This is a genomic window from Lysinibacillus zambalensis (genome assembly GCF_040183165.1).
Taxonomy (GTDB): domain Bacteria; phylum Bacillota; class Bacilli; order Bacillales_A; family Planococcaceae; genus Lysinibacillus; species Lysinibacillus zambalensis.
On the sequence record NZ_JBEGDG010000014.1, the window covers coordinates 83657 to 99001 of the forward strand.

10 protein-coding genes and 2 pseudogenes are annotated in these 15345 nt (G+C 38.6%); all 12 read left to right on the plus strand.

The window, feature by feature from the left end; translation table 11 throughout:
- Nucleotides 1-135: 135 nt before the first annotated feature.
- Nucleotides 136-3063 (plus strand): annotated as a pseudogene (locus tag ABNX05_RS17515) (PolC-type DNA polymerase III); the annotation flags it as partial.
- 727 nt (nt 3064-3790) lie between these two features.
- Entirely contained in the window at nt 3791-5617 is a 1827-nt protein-coding gene (ltrA, locus tag ABNX05_RS17520) for a group II intron reverse transcriptase/maturase (RefSeq protein WP_349660883.1), read from the plus strand.
- A 109-nt stretch (nt 5618-5726) separates the two neighbouring features.
- A pseudogene (locus tag ABNX05_RS17525) lies at nt 5727-7130 on the plus strand (PolC-type DNA polymerase III); the annotation flags it as partial.
- 527 nt (nt 7131-7657) lie between these two features.
- The gene (gene rimP, locus ABNX05_RS17530) at nt 7658-8128 is read left to right on the plus strand and encodes a ribosome maturation factor RimP (RefSeq protein ID WP_079560495.1); all 471 of its coding nucleotides are present in this window, start codon (nt 7658-7660) and stop codon (nt 8126-8128) included.
- Between the two features lie 29 nt (nt 8129-8157).
- Entirely contained in the window at nt 8158-9297 is a 1140-nt protein-coding gene (nusA, locus tag ABNX05_RS17535) for a transcription termination factor NusA (protein ID WP_349660884.1), read from the plus strand.
- 186 nt (nt 9298-9483) lie between these two features.
- Complete coding sequence (gene rnpM / locus ABNX05_RS17540; RefSeq protein WP_349660885.1) at nt 9484-9762, plus strand: RNase P modulator RnpM; 279 nt, start codon at nt 9484-9486, stop codon at nt 9760-9762.
- A complete protein-coding gene (locus ABNX05_RS17545; protein WP_053483263.1) occupies nt 9759-10067 on the plus strand; it encodes a YlxQ family RNA-binding protein in 309 nt (102 codons plus the stop codon). The genes rnpM and ABNX05_RS17545 overlap by 4 nt, the downstream gene beginning before the upstream one ends.
- 14 nt (nt 10068-10081) lie before the next feature.
- A complete protein-coding gene (infB, locus tag ABNX05_RS17550; protein ID WP_349660886.1) occupies nt 10082-12340 on the plus strand; it encodes a translation initiation factor IF-2 in 2259 nt (752 codons plus the stop codon).
- Nucleotides 12340-12618: a DUF503 domain-containing protein gene (locus tag ABNX05_RS17555; RefSeq protein ID WP_079560499.1), complete on the plus strand. Its 279-nt coding sequence runs from the start codon at nt 12340-12342 to the stop codon at nt 12616-12618. The genes infB and ABNX05_RS17555 overlap by 1 nt, the downstream gene beginning before the upstream one ends.
- A 101-nt stretch (nt 12619-12719) precedes the next feature.
- Entirely contained in the window at nt 12720-13061 is a 342-nt protein-coding gene (rbfA, locus tag ABNX05_RS17560; protein ID WP_079560500.1) for a 30S ribosome-binding factor RbfA, read from the plus strand.
- A 357-nt stretch (nt 13062-13418) separates the two neighbouring features.
- A complete protein-coding gene (truB, locus tag ABNX05_RS17565) occupies nt 13419-14330 on the plus strand; it encodes a tRNA pseudouridine(55) synthase TruB (protein ID WP_349660887.1) in 912 nt (303 codons plus the stop codon).
- Between the two features lie 13 nt (nt 14331-14343).
- A complete protein-coding gene (gene ribF / locus ABNX05_RS17570; protein WP_349660888.1) occupies nt 14344-15300 on the plus strand; it encodes a riboflavin biosynthesis protein RibF in 957 nt (318 codons plus the stop codon).
- Nucleotides 15301-15345: the final 45 nt, after the last annotated feature.

A 15345-nucleotide genomic window follows, 5' to 3' on the forward strand; every position in this document is an offset into this window, starting at 1 on the left:
CTTCGGGCTCTCCAGCGCATGGCGGATGTAAACGAACGCTTTTGCGCATTTGTTCTTTCAAATCGTAGACGTTGGTGAGGAAATAAAACATGGGGCATGTAAGACTGCCTCTTTTTGAAAGTAGGTGTCAATAGATTGGAACAGCAACAAGAAGCAAGATCAAGGTTTCAAATGCTCTTGCAACAACTAGAACTAACAGATGATGTGTATATGTCCTTTTTTGAGGAAGGTGAATTATCACGACTAACAGTACACAAAAAGAACAGGCTATGGAATTTTTCCATTAAATTACGAGATATACTTCCTTTTTCACTATACCAACTTTTTCGTACTCGTTTGGCTGAGAAATTTTCAGCTATCGCTGAAATCCACACAACTTTTGATACGGAAGAGAAAAATGTGACGGAGGAGCTAGTCCAACAATATTGGTTAACAGTAGTAGAGCAAATCGATGAGATGGCGCCCACTTTGAAAAGTTGCCTAGTATCGCAAGTGCCTATGTGGAATGGGCAAAAAATTACATTAACCTGCATGCAGGAAATGGAATTTATGATGCTGAAAACAAAGTATGCAGAAAAGCTTTCTGCAAGCTATAGTCAGTTCGGCTTTCCGCATATTGTGTTAGATTTCGTGCTCCAAGATCAAACAGAAGAAATGATTGCGGCACAGGAAGCTTTCATGGAACAGAGGCGTTTAGAAGAAGCCGCTTTAGCTCAGCAAGCGATAGAAGATTACCAAAAACGTGAGAAGGAAAAGAAAGAAAATCCTGCTATTGCGAATCTTGGTGATCGACCATTCCAGCTTGGTATGTTAATTAAAGATAATGAAACAATGGAAATTAAACGCATTGTTGAGGAAGAACGTCGTGTGATCATTGAAGGCTTTGTATTTGATGCAGAAGTTAAAGAGCTGAAAAGCGGTCGTTCTTTATTGCAAATTAAAATTACCGACTATACGGATTCCATCGTTGTAAAAATGTTCTCACGTGATAATGATGATGCGGAACTTATGCAACATTTGAAAAAGGGTATGTGGGTAAAAGTTCGAGGCTCCGTACAAACTGACACATTCATTCGTGATTTAATCGTTATGGCAAACGATATTAATGAAATCAAAAAAGAAACACGACAGGATAAGGCGCCAGAGGGAGAAAAACGGGTTGAATTGCATTTGCATACACCAATGAGCACAATGGACGCTGTAACACCAGTTGATAGACTTGTTTCGCAGGCTGCGAAGTGGGGTCATCCAGCCGTGGCTATTACCGACCATGCTGTTGTACAATCTTTCCCAGAGGCTTATGCAGCAGGGAAGAAACATGGTATAAAAGTTATTTATGGTTTGGAAGCGAATTTAGTAGATGATGGTGTACCGATTGCTTATGCAGCTGAGCATCGATTATTAGATGATGATACTTATGTCGTGTTTGACGTAGAGACGACAGGTCTATCTACTGCTTACGATACGATCATTGAGCTTGCTGCGGTGAAAATTAAAGATGGGCAGGTAATCGACAAATACGAAAGCTTTGCCAATCCCCATCACCCACTTTCAGCGACGACCATTGAACTGACAGGTATTACAGATGATATGGTACGTAACGCGCCAGAAGTGGAACAAGTCATTAAGGAGTTCCATGCATTTATCGGAGATGGCATAGTAGTAGCCCATAATGCATCATTTGATATTGGCTTCTTATACACAGGCTATAAAAAATATGGACTAGAGGGAACAATTCATCCAGTTATTGATACGTTGGAGTTAGCCCGATTACTTTATCCAACGATGAAAAACCATCGTTTAAATACACTTTGTAAAAAATTCAACATTGATTTAACTCAGCATCACCGAGCTATTTATGATACAGAAGCAACTGGCTTCTTACTTTTACAGCTGTTAAAAGATGCGGATGAATTAGGTATTAAATATCACGACGACTTTAATAAGCATATTGGGGGCGGGGATGCTTATAAAAAAGGACGACCAATGCATTGCACGATATTAGCAGTAGACAATGCTGGACTAAAAAATTTATTTAAATTAGTCACTCACTCCCATACAAAAACTTTCTATCGAGTACCTCGAGTAACACGAGCGGTTCTAGAACAATATAGAGAAGGATTATTAATCGGATCAGGTTGTAATAATGGTGAATTATTTGAGACGATGATGAATAAATCCCCAGAGGAAGCAGAGCAAATTGCGAGATTCTATGATTATATTGAAGTTCAACCAAAGGCTGTGTATGCACCGTTAATTGAGCGCAATGTCGTACGTGATGAATGGACACTTGAAGATATTATTCGCAAGCTCGTGAAGCTAGGGAAGAAAATCGATAAACCTGTTGTAGCAACTGGTAATGTTCATTACTTAGATCCGACAGATGGAATGTTTAGACAAATATTAATTGGCTCTCAAGGTGGTGCCAACATATTAAATAGATCGAAGCTGCCTGAGGTTCATTTCAGAACGACGGATGAAATGCTTAAAGAATTTGATTTTTTAGGGCCGGATCTAGCGAAAGAAGTAGTTGTTACCAACTCTCAAAAAGTCGCAAATATGATTGGTGATGTTAAGCCCATTAAAGATGATTTATACACACCAAAAATTGAAGGCTCAGATGATGAGGTCACAAATTTAACTTATGAAATGGCTCATAGTATATACGGAGAAGAGCTACCAGAAATCGTGAAGGCCCGAATTGAAAAAGAATTAAAGTCGATTTTAGGCCATGGTTTCGGAGTAATTTACTTAATTTCTGCGAAGCTTGTGAAAAAATCATTAGCTGATGGCTATTTAGTAGGTTCCCGTGGTTCAGTTGGATCTTCATTAGTGGCAACCTTTATGGAAATTACTGAAGTAAATCCACTTCCTCCTCATTATATTTGCCCAGATTGTAAGCATTCAGAGTTTTTTAATGATGGTTCAGTAAGCTCGGGCTATGACTTACCAAATAAAGATTGTCCGGAATGTGGATCACCGTATAAAAAGGATGGACAAGATATCCCATTCGAAACGTTCCTTGGCTTTAAAGGAGACAAGGTACCTGATATAGATTTGAGTGCGACACGTTGTTAACTGAAAAGGTTAACCGCCTTAGTTGGTAGAACTGCTATTTCGAAGTGTGGAATGAGAGAGTAACGCCTTGAAACACACTCGCTGAAGCTACGACAAGCGTAGATGGTATTGCAAACACCAAAAACGTTTGAAGCTCGTTAAAGTGGGCTGAAGTTCACCCAAACAGTTCGGCTGTGGAAAGAGAGATAGAAATCTCTTGTGAATGATAGGCCTGGTGTCTATAAAATTCCTATGGTTAGAAGCGGTAGAATAACCGAGACGAACCCTTGACTGACTTTTCGTGAATGTCACGTAGTAGAAATGCTACGGGGTCCAGTTAGGACTTCTAGGTGTGGATGAGTAAGTGTTAGGTTATGAAAATCCATATTGTGTTACAGGCACAATCCAGCCTAGCGGAATTTAGAGGGAGCCTAAGGGAATTATGTACAGATAGAAATAGTGGAACGTGTGAAGCTCCTAACGTAAGAGAAGATTGCACTTCAATGACGACGGTGTATGGAAAGGCAAAATGGCTATAACATACTTTAAAGGAGTGGCAGTAGTGCCGTAGTACTGACGAAGAAATGCTGTTGATGACTGAATAACCAATAAGTCGGAGGGAAAAACATTTCAGAGGGAAGGGCACAAGTCGTTAACGTTGAGACAAAACCTACAATAAGTCAGATTCGTGTATGACTAAAGAGAACGAAAACTTCGTAAAGGAAGTGATTAGTTGGCTGACTTAATGATTCAAAAGTTAAGAAATAACGAGTATTTTGGCTTACAAGAGACGTTTGATAATCTCTTTATAGAAAGCGAAAAGGGTCGATACTTTACAGATATTTATGAGCTGATTATTTCTGAAGAAAATATTTTACTCGCTTTTCGTAACCTAAAAAGTAATACAGGTAGTAAAACGAAAGGTACAAACGGACACACAATTAAACATTTAAACAAAATGAATGCCGACAAGCTAATAAAGATAATAAGAAAAAGACTTGAAAACTACAAACCACATTCGGTTAAAAGGTTGTTTATTCCAAAGCCAAACGGAAAAATGAGACCACTTGGAATTCCTACGATTGAAGATAGATTGATTCAGCAAATGTTCCTACAAGTGCTGGAGCCGATTGTAGAAGCTAGGTTTCATCCTCAAAGCTACGGATTTAGACCGAAAAGAAGCACACATGATGCATTAGCAAGGTGTTACCATTTGGTTAATCATAGTCATCAACACTTTGTGGTCGATATAGATATTAAAGGATTTTTCGATAACGTTAATCATAAAAAGCTTATGAGGCAATTATGGGCAATTGGTATAAGGGACCAAAAAGTTTTAACAATTATTAAAAAGATGCTAAAAGCTGAAATTACAGGTGAAAGTATTCCGACAAAGGGAACTCCACAAGGCGGTATCCTATCCCCGCTTCTTGCTAATATAGTATTGAATGAATTAGATTGGTGGGTATCGAACCAGTGGGAAACAAAGCCGACAAAAGTACCTTATAAACTGAAACGAAATAAAACGGATGCTCTAAAGAAAACAAGGCTAAAGCCTATGTACCTTGTCAGATATGCAGATGATTTTAAAATCTTTACAAACTCTTTTGAAAACGCTCGAAAGATTAAAGTAGCTGTTGAAAAATGGCTAAAAGAGCGTCTAAGGCTTGAAGTAAGTGAAGAAAAGAGTAAAATCACGAATCTACGTAAAAACGGTACAGATTTTTTAGGGATACGATTTAGGGCTGTTCAAAAAGGCAGCGCTAAAACAGGGTATATCGTAAATTCTAAAATGGACCCTAAAGCAAAAGAAAAAGTGCAAGGGGTTATAAGGTATCAGTTAGTTAAACTTAGAAAAAGTCCTACTCCAGAAAAAGTGATGAACTTTAATGCAAATATTCTTGGACTGCATAACTATTACAAAATTGCGACCAGGATATCACAAGATTTCAATGTAATAAGACATAAAGTGCATCCGAATATCAAATCATTGTTGTTGAGAAACATATTCGTGAAAACGAGGGAAACAAACAATGTCATTGATAAATTTTATGGGGATTACAATTATCAAAGATTTAAAAGTAATGGATTGCTGGTATATCCTATTGAAGCAATTCGACATGATATACGAGGACAGAGAAAGCCTGAATTTACGATTTACAATGAGAAAGACAGGTCCTTAATTCATAAAGATTTAAAACATGTGTCTGTACGTGAAATTGAGATGTTTCGTAAAGGAATATATAAAGCTAAAAGTGTTTTGTATGAAAATAATCGCCTGAGTAAGTACGTGGCTCAAAAAGGGAGTTGCGGAATAACAGGAGAAAGACTTACTCCACATCAAGCCGTTTGTCATCATATTAAGCCGACAGCTCACGGTGGGACAGACGACTATGATAACCTGATTATAATCAACAGGAGTTATCACATGCTTGTTCATACAAAAGACCCGCTCGCTTTTAAAGATTATGTAAAGATGTTAGCTCGATTCGAAAAGAAGGCTATAAATAAAATAAACGAACTAAGAACGGAAGTAGGAAATCCAAAGCTTAGTTTATAAATTTCAACAAAGTTAACGATGGAACGCCGTATGACGCCGAAAGGGTCACGTACGGTGTGGGGCGGGGGAAAAGCTGGAGATAATATCAAAAGTTTACCTATCGTCATATTTCTCTGGTGAATATCAACCACAAGCCCATAATTATACGAAGGTATTATTCGGTGAAGATTATGTATATCGTGCAGGAACAATCGGTACAGTCGCAGAGAAAACAGCGTATGGCTACGTAAAGGGCTATGCCAATGATAACAATCTACATTTCCGCGGTGCCGAGGTAGATCGTTTAGTACAAGGCTGTACAGGCGTAAAACGTACAACAGGACAGCACCCTGGAGGAATTATCGTAGTACCAGATTATATGGATATTTTTGATTTCTCACCAGTACAATTCCCTGCGGATGCACAGGATGCAGAATGGCGTACAACGCACTTTGATTTCCATTCCATTCACGATAATATTTTAAAGCTTGATATACTGGGGCACGATGATCCGACTGTGATTCGGATGTTGCAGGATTTATCGGGGATAGATCCAAAAACCATTCCAACAGATGATCCAGTCGTTATGAAAATCTTTAGTTCGCCAGAAACTTTAGGCGTAACAGAAAAACAAATTGGCTGTAAGACAGGAACACTCGGCATTCCTGAGTTCGGTACCCGTTTTGTACGCCAAATGCTTGAAGATACAAAGCCATCAACATTCTCGGAGCTCGTGCAAATTTCAGGACTATCACACGGAACAGACGTATGGCTTGGTAACGCGCAAGAGTTAATTCAAAATGGTACATGTGTGCTGAAAGAAGTAATTGGCTGTCGTGACGATATTATGGTGTATTTAATTTATCAAGATCTAGAACCGTCACTGGCGTTTAAAATTATGGAATCCGTGCGTAAAGGGAAAGGATTATCAGACGAATTTGAAGCGGAAATGCTAGCGAATAAAGTACCTGGCTGGTATATCGAATCGTGTAAAAAGATAAAATACATGTTCCCGAAAGCCCATGCTGCCGCGTATGTGTTAATGGCAGTGCGTATTGCATGGTTTAAGGTACATTTCCCAATCCTTTATTACGCAGCGTATTTCACAGTTCGTGCAGATGATTTTGATTTAATTGCCATGGTACAAGGTCCGCAAATGATTCGTACAAAAATTGATGAAATCAATCTGAAGGGCTTAGATGCTTCAACAAAAGAGAAAAACCTATTAACGGTAATGGAATTAGCACTTGAAATGTGTGAACGTGGTATGAACTTCCAGAAAGTGGACTTGTATCGTTCGCAGGCTAGTGAATTTATCATTGATGGGAACTCTTTAATTCCACCATTCGATGCGATTCCTGGACTTGGTACAAACGTGGCTAAACAAATTGTGGCAGCACGTGAGGACGGAGAGTTTTTATCGAAAGAAGATTTACAGCAACGAGGTCGAGTATCCAAAACATTAATAGAATATATGGATCAATTGGGTTGTTTAGAAGGAATGCCTGATGCCAATCAGTTATCACTTTTCTAAAATTACGAAAGTTAGCTTGAAGGCATCTTCATCAATATCACGAATAACTTCTCTGCCTTTTGTTCAAATTAAGTCTAATAAAAGTTGGGGATGACATTTGTTAAAATGTCTACCAAGTATATAAGTTGATTGAAGGCAAGGCTGGGCAACTATAGAAAAGCGCCTAGCTAGAACCGAAATCAACCCCACGTTGTAGTGAGGGCTTAATTTAAGCGCAATTTTGATTTCTGGACACATTGTTTATCTGTGCGAAAGCGAAGCGATAGCAACAATTATGTCAAGGCATAATGGATTAGATGTCTATAAAAAGGAAATTTGCATTGTGCTGTAAACTATGCTATCCTTATGGTAATAATTTGTTGATATTTTTCCAGCAAAAGAGTGGGACCTTCCCGCTCTTTTCTGTTGTTATACCGTAGCAAAACAAATTTTTGACTAACAGCAGGTAAGACCGTTAAATTTCACCAAAGCTACTGGTGGAATTTCTGTTTTATTACGCCAGAATTTGATAGATACAGGAGGAAACAATGAGCAAAGTACCATCTTTAATTGAAGAGCTCGCTAAACCGATTGTTGAAGAGTTGAATCTTGAGCTTGTAGATGTCGAGTTCGTAAAAGAAGGACGTAACTGGTTTTTACGTGTTTATGTGGATACACCTGAGGGTGGAATTGACATTGAACAATGTGCTCAAGTTAGTGAACGACTAAGTTTGCTATTGGATGAAAATGATCCAATTACACAAAACTATTATTTAGAAGTTTCTTCACCTGGAGCAGAACGTCCATTGAAAAAAGACACTGATTTTGAAAAAGCGATTGGCAAATTTATTTATGTTAAAACTTATGAGCCCATTAAGGACATGAAGGAATTCCAAGGCTACTTAACGTCATACGATGAACATACATTAGTGATGGAAGTACGCATTAAAACGCGTAAAATTACAGTAACAATTGAACAAGAAAAAATCGCATTGGCACGACTTGCCATCGATTTTTAAGCATAATGCATATTTAGGAGTGAAAAAAAATGAGTAGTGATTTGTTAGATGCGCTAAATGCGCTAGAAGAACAAAAAGGAATTTCAAGAGATGTGTTAATTGAAGCAATAGAAGCGGCATTAGTTACAGCTTACAAACGCAACTTCAATCAAGCACAAAATGTTCGTGTGGACTTAAATTTAGATAAGGGCTCTATTCGTGTCTTTTCACGTAAAGATGTTGTTGAAGAAGTAGAAGATGATCGTTTACAAATCTCTGAAGAAGATGCTAAGGCAATCAACCCTGCATATCAATTAGAAGATATCGTAGAGCAGGAAGTGACACCTCGAAACTTCGGTCGAATTGCTGCACAGACAGCGAAACAAGTTGTTACACAACGAGTGCGCGAAGCAGAACGTGGCTTAATTTACGAGCAATATGTGGACCGTGAAGATGATATCGTAACGGGTGTAGTTGAACGTCTAGATGCTCGAAATATTTACGTAGGTCTAGGAAAAGTAGAGGCTGCATTACCACAAAACGAACAAATTCAAGGTGAAACATATCATCCACACGACCGCATCAAGGTCTATATTACAAAGGTTGAACGTACAACACGCGGACCACAAGTAATTGTTTCACGTACACATCCTGGTTTATTACGCCGCTTATTTGAAATGGAAGTACCTGAAATCTACGAAGGTATCGTAGAAATTAAATCAATTGCTCGTGAAGCAGGTGACCGTTCTAAGATCTCTGTTTATGCACATAACGAAGAAGTAGATCCAGTAGGTTCATGTGTAGGGGCAAAAGGCGCTCGTGTGCAAACAATTGTAAATGAATTGAACGGTGAAAAAATCGATATCGTTGAATGGTCAGAAGATCCAGTTGTATTTGTAGCAAATGCTCTTAGCCCATCAAAGGTTTTAGATGTTCAAGTAGATGAAGAAGAAAAATCTACAACAGTTGTTGTTCCAGACTATCAATTATCATTAGCAATTGGTAAACGTGGTCAAAATGCTCGTTTAGCTGCGAAGTTAACTGGCTGGAAAATTGATATTAAGAGTGAAACAGATGCTCGTGAGTTAGGTATTTATCCATCTGCTACAAGCACTTTCATACCTGCTGAGGATGAAGAAAGTGATTTTGCTGATGTAACAGTTGACTTATATCAAGACGACGAAGAATAAGTAAGAAAGCCCGTGTGACTAGTTAACTACCATTATTCAGTAGGCGTTGGGCTGCGCCGACTGAATAATGGCAGAGCCTACAATTGAAAATAGTACGGTATTTAATTAAAATGCAAGTATATAACCAATGTAGTGCACGGCTAGTCCACCTCTTACGACAAGCTTCAGAGAGGAAAGGTGATTCTTATGGCTATTAATAAAAAAGTACCTCTTCGAAAATGTGTAGCTACTGGTGAAATGTTACCAAAGAAAGAAATGATTCGTGTCGTTCGTTCGAAAGAGGGCGAGGTAAGTGTAGATGTTTCCGGGAAAAAACCTGGACGTGGTGCCTATGTCTCTAAATCAGAGAAAGCGATTGAAATCGCTCGTAAGAAAAATGTTTTAGGGCATCAACTTGATGTAAAAATCCCTGAAGAAATCTACGAAGAACTTATTTTGTTGATTCGTAGGGAGTCTATATTATGATCAATCAAGCAGTGCATAATTTGCTTGGAATAGCGGCAAGAGCCCGTAAAGTGATTTCAGGAGAAGAGTTAGTAGTAAAGGAAGTCCGCAATGGTAATGCTAAGCTAGTACTGCTTGCAAACGATGCTTCTAAAAACTCTAGCAAAAAAATTCAAGATAAATGCACGTACTACAACGTTGAGTATCATGTAATTGGTGATCGTTATGATCTAGGACATGCTACAGGTAAGGAGGCCCGAGTGGCTTTAGCTATTACCGATAAAGGTTTTGCAAGTAAATTGTCTAGTCTACTCAACGAAAAATAATCGGGGGTGAGCAGATGACCAAAATCAGAGTTCATGAATATGCGAAACAAGTGAATAAATCGAGTAAAGAGGTTATTGAAGCACTAAATAAATTAAATGTGAGCGTAACAAATCATATGTCAATGTTAGAAAATGACATAGTGACAAAGTTAAACCAATCATTTAAAAATAATAAAGATGTGAAGCAACCTACTCAAAATGTTTCGCAAAAACAGCAGCAACCGGTAAAAAAGCAAGAAGGGCAAAAGCAACAATCTGCTACTTCTAAGCCTAAAGCAAATAATCAGCAACAAACGCGTCAAAACTCAAATTCGTCTAACGAAAAATCTAAGAATATAAAAGGTAATCAAAATAGAAATATGACACAAAATAATAATAATAACAATAATAATAATAATAATCGCAGAGGTGGCGGTGGTTACAACCAACGTCCAAAACCAGGAATCCATGGCGGAAAACGTCGCCATCCAAAAACACATCAACCGAGTCAGCCAGTGAAGCAGAAGGAATTACCAGAAAAAATTACTTTTGTTGAATCACTTTCCGTAGCTGAATTAGCAAAAAAATTACACCGTGAACCATCAGAAGTTATCAAAAAATTATTTATGCTTGGTGTGATGGCAACAATTAACCAAGAATTAGATAAGGATGCAATTGAATTAATTTGTGCAGACTATGGTGTAGAAGTTGAAGAAGAAATTCGTGTAGATATTACGGATTTAGAAACACACTTCGAACAAACTGAAGAAGTTAACGAGGCGGAGTTATCAGAACGTCCTCCTGTAGTAACAATTATGGGTCACGTTGACCATGGTAAAACTACATTGTTAGACTCTATTCGCAATACTAAAGTTACCGCTGGCGAAGCTGGAGGTATCACGCAACATATCGGTGCTTATCAAGTAACTGAAGGCGACAAAAAAATTACTTTCCTTGATACACCAGGACACGCTGCGTTTACAACTATGCGTGCGCGCGGTGCGAAAATTACTGACTTAACGATTTTAGTGGTAGCTGCAGATGATGGCGTTATGCCACAAACAGTAGAAGCAATTAACCACGCAAAAGCAGCAGAAGTACCAATTATTGTTGCAGTCAACAAAATGGATAAACCTTCAGCTAATCCAGACCGTGTGATGCAAGAGTTAACAGAGCATGGCCTAGTTCCTGAAGCTTGGGGCGGCGAAACTATTTTCGTACCAATTTCAGCATTAAAAGGCGAAGGCATTGACACATTACTTGAAATGATTTTACTTGTCGCTGAAGTTGGGGAACTAAAAGCGAACCCTAAACGCTTAGCACTTGGTACAGTAATTGAAGCACAGTTAGATAAAGGTCGAGGCTCTGTTGCAACACTTTTAGTACAAGATGGAACATTAAAAGTGGGAGACCCAATTGTTGTTGGCCATACTTATGGTCGTGTACGTGCTATGGTGAATGACAAAGGCCGTCGTGGAAAAGAAGCTGGGCCATCAACGCCAGTAGAAATCACAGGTTTAAATGATGTACCACAAGCTGGCGACCGTTTTGTAGTCTTTGAAGACGAAAAAACAGCACGTCAAGTTGGTGAAACTCGTGCAATGTCAGCGATTCAAGCACAACGTTCAGAAAAACAACGCGTAACGCTTGATAACTTATTCGAACAAATGAGTCAAGGCGAAATGAAGGAGCTTAACTTAATTGTTAAGGCTGACGTTCAAGGTACTGTAGAAGCTATGGCTGCATCATTAATGAAAATTGATGTTGAAGGCGTAAACGTGAAAATTATTCACACTGGCGCTGGAGCGATTACAGAATCTGATATTTCTCTTGCTGCGGCTTCAAATGCAATTGTTATCGGCTTCAACGTTCGTCCAGATGTTAATGCAAAACGTGCAGCAGAAGAAGAGGGCGTAGATATTCGTCTACACCGCATTATCTATAAAGTAATCGAAGAAATTGAACAAGCAATGAAAGGTATGCTTGATCCAGAATTTGAAGAAAAAATTATTGGTCAAGCAGAAGTTCGACAAACAATTAAAGTATCAAAAGTTGGTACAATTGCTGGTTCATACGTAACAGAAGGTAAAGTAACTCGTGATTCAGGCGTACGTGTAATTCGCGATAATGTAGTAATTTTTGAAGGTGAATTAGATACACTTAAACGTTTCAAAGATGAAGTGAAAGAAGTTGCCCGAGGTTACGAATGTGGTATTACAATTACAAACTTCAACGATATTAAAGAAGGCGACATTATCGAAGCTTATATTATGGAAGAAGTTAAACGAGCTTAATGATCGTTTACGCAGAGGTTGAATTCATTATTCAAACTGCCCATTCGTTGAAGGAAAAACGTGCTGTCTTACAGCGTATGATTACGCGTACGAAACAAAAATTTAATGTATCGATTGCGGAAATTGATCATCAAAATGTATGGCAACGCACGAAAATAGCGCTTGTTGCTGTTTCTTCTTCAAAAGAAGCAGCCGAGCGTGAAATTAATCACGCGCTTCACTACTTACAGTCAAATCCATCTTGGGAACAGCTAAATGTGTGGCGGGACTATTTATAAGTTACATTAGAAGTTGTGTTGTATGATTTACCACTTTGCATGAAAAACTATGTGTAAGTGAGGACACAACTTTCTGTACATCGAAATTGAGGTGACAAACTATGTCTCTACGCTCAAACCGCGTTGCCGAGCAAATGAAAAAAGAGCTTGGTGATATTATTGGACGTAAAATAAAAGATCCGCGTGTTGGTTTTGTTACTGTTACTGGTGTTGAAGTAACAGGTGATTTACAGCAAGCGACAATTTATATTACAACTCTAGGCAATGAACGTGAAAAAGAGGATACACTAAAAGCTTTATTAAAGGCTTCTGGTTTTATTCGCTCAGAAATCGGTTCACGAATCCGCTTACGTCGTACACCAGAACTAATTTTTGAATTCGATTCATCGATTGAATATGGGAACCGTATTGATACATTGCTACGTGGTTTACACGAAGAATAAGATAACTAAAAAAGTCTGCCATATGCATGTTCATGCAGGCAGGCTTTTTAAATTTATCGGAAATGCAATAAAACATTTGTGACTCTATTTTTTACAGGCATGTTGATTAGGGGAAAATAGATTTATTAACGGAGCGATAAAAAGATTTTTTTGTTGTTGTTTTATTAATATATGCCCATTTTTAACTGATTGTAGCGTAGGGCTACTCGACTCCCGCGGGAAAGCAAATGTTTTATCTGTGCGTCAGCGACAAAGCGAGTAGCCCGTAGCGGAAATCAGAGCCTTCTATTTATTAGAATGGATAAAGATGATTAAACAACACACCTGTTATTTTTATTGGATATTAGGAGGGAATTTATGAACGGTATTTTACCGCTTTGGAAGGAACGCGGCATGACAAGTCATGATTGCGTCTTTAAATTACGAAAAATTTTACGCACAAAAAAAGTAGGACATACAGGCACACTTGACCCTGGTGTTGAGGGGGTTCTCCCAATTTGTATTGGTCAAGCAACACGCATCGCAGAGTATTTAACAGATGCTGGAAAAACCTATGAAGCGGTTATTTCAATTGGCCGTACAACGACAACTGAAGATGCAGAAGGAGAAACGGTTGAACAAGATCATACGAATAAAAAGTTCACACGTACCCAATTGCAAGAAGTTTTAGCATCGCTTACAGGTGTCATTCAACAAACGCCTCCGATGTTTTCAGCTGTTAAAGTAAATGGTAAACGTCTCTATGAATATGCTCGAAAAGGTGAAATCGTCGAAAGACCGACACGTCAAGTTACTATTTATGCATTAGAGCTACTAGATGATGTTGAAATATATGAAGGACAAGAAATTACATTCCCTGTACGGATAGCGTGTAGTAAAGGGACGTATATTCGAACACTAGCTGTGCAAATCGGAGCGGCGCTTGGCTATCCTGCGCATATGAAAGAGCTTGTACGCACAGCCTCAGGTACGTTTACACAAGAAAATTGCTTTACATTGGCACAGGTAGCTGAGCTGATGGAAGCTGAACAAATCGATACTTGCATTTTACCAGTTGAGTATGCATTGACAGACTATCCATTTATTGAAATAACTTCTGCTAATGAAAAAGAAATTTTCAATGGACAAGTGCTTCCCGCAGATGCATTATTAAAGATACATGATAAAATTGTTTTTGGAATCAGTGGGAAAGCAGTTGCGGTCTATCAAGCCCATCCTACAAAGGAAGGGTTTATGAAGCCACATAAGATGTTTCCGACGATAGAGTAGGAGGATTTTTTGTATGGAGGTCATTCATTTAAAATACCCACACCAGCTACAGCAACGAGAAAGCATGCAACCGTATTCATTGGCACTTGGCTTTTTTGATGGTGTACATAGAGGGCATCAGGCAGTTATTCAGACAGCGAAGGAAGAAGGAGACAAGCGTCAAATTCCAACGGCTGTTATGACATTCGATCCACATCCTTCTTTAGTGCTAGGCGGTCGTAACGAAAAAGTATTTTATATAACGTTATTACAGCAAAAATTGCAGCTATTTGAAGAACAGGGCGTGGATACAGCATTTGTTGTACATTTCACTTCAGATTTTGCAAAGCTTTCACCTGATGCATTTATTGATACATTTATTCGTGGGTTGAACATTCAACATGTTACAGCTGGCTTTGACTATTCTTTTGGTGCATTCGGTAAAGGTAAAATGGAAGATATGCGTGCATTGAGTAATGGAGAATACGGCGTAACGGTTGTTGAAAAGAAAACCGACGATATCGAAAAAATTAGCTCTACACGTATCCGAAAGCTTTTACAAGAGGGGGATATGGAAGCAGCAAGATTGCTTCTAGGAAGACCCTTTGAAATTACGGGTATCGTTGTACATGGTGATAAGCGAGGACGCACAATCGGTTTCCCAACTGCTAATGTCCAAGCGTTAGAGGGAACTTATATCCCAGCAAGCGGAGTATATGCGGTTCGATTACTTGTGCAAAATAACTGGTATGATGGTGTCTGTAATGTAGGCTATAAACCAACATTTAAAGATCCAAATGACAAGCAATTATCCATCGAAGTCCATATATTAAACTTCGAAAAAAATATTTACGGTGAAGAAGTGCATGTCGCTTGGTATAAACGTATAAGAAGTGAACGAAAATTCGATGGGATTGAAGCTTTGAAAGCCCAAATCGAAAAGGATAAACAAGAAGCAATTGACTATTTTGGGGTCATTTCCGAAAGTTAGGAATGGCATTTGGAAACGTATACTCTGTATAGTAAGTTGATTTTC

Coding starts and splice junctions, on each gene's coding strand:
- truB (WP_349660887.1), top strand. CDS start 13,419: ATGAACGGTATTTTACCGCTTTGGAAGGAACGCGGCATGACAAGTCAT.
- ABNX05_RS17555 (WP_079560499.1), top strand. CDS start 12,340: ATGATCGTTTACGCAGAGGTTGAATTCATTATTCAAACTGCCCATTCG.
- nusA (WP_349660884.1), top strand. CDS start 8,158: ATGAGTAGTGATTTGTTAGATGCGCTAAATGCGCTAGAAGAACAAAAA.
- ribF (WP_349660888.1), top strand. CDS start 14,344: ATGGAGGTCATTCATTTAAAATACCCACACCAGCTACAGCAACGAGAA.
- ABNX05_RS17545 (WP_053483263.1), top strand. CDS start 9,759: ATGATCAATCAAGCAGTGCATAATTTGCTTGGAATAGCGGCAAGAGCC.
- rnpM (WP_349660885.1), top strand. CDS start 9,484: ATGGCTATTAATAAAAAAGTACCTCTTCGAAAATGTGTAGCTACTGGT.
- infB (WP_349660886.1), top strand. CDS start 10,082: ATGACCAAAATCAGAGTTCATGAATATGCGAAACAAGTGAATAAATCG.
- rbfA (WP_079560500.1), top strand. CDS start 12,720: ATGTCTCTACGCTCAAACCGCGTTGCCGAGCAAATGAAAAAAGAGCTT.
- rimP (WP_079560495.1), top strand. CDS start 7,658: ATGAGCAAAGTACCATCTTTAATTGAAGAGCTCGCTAAACCGATTGTT.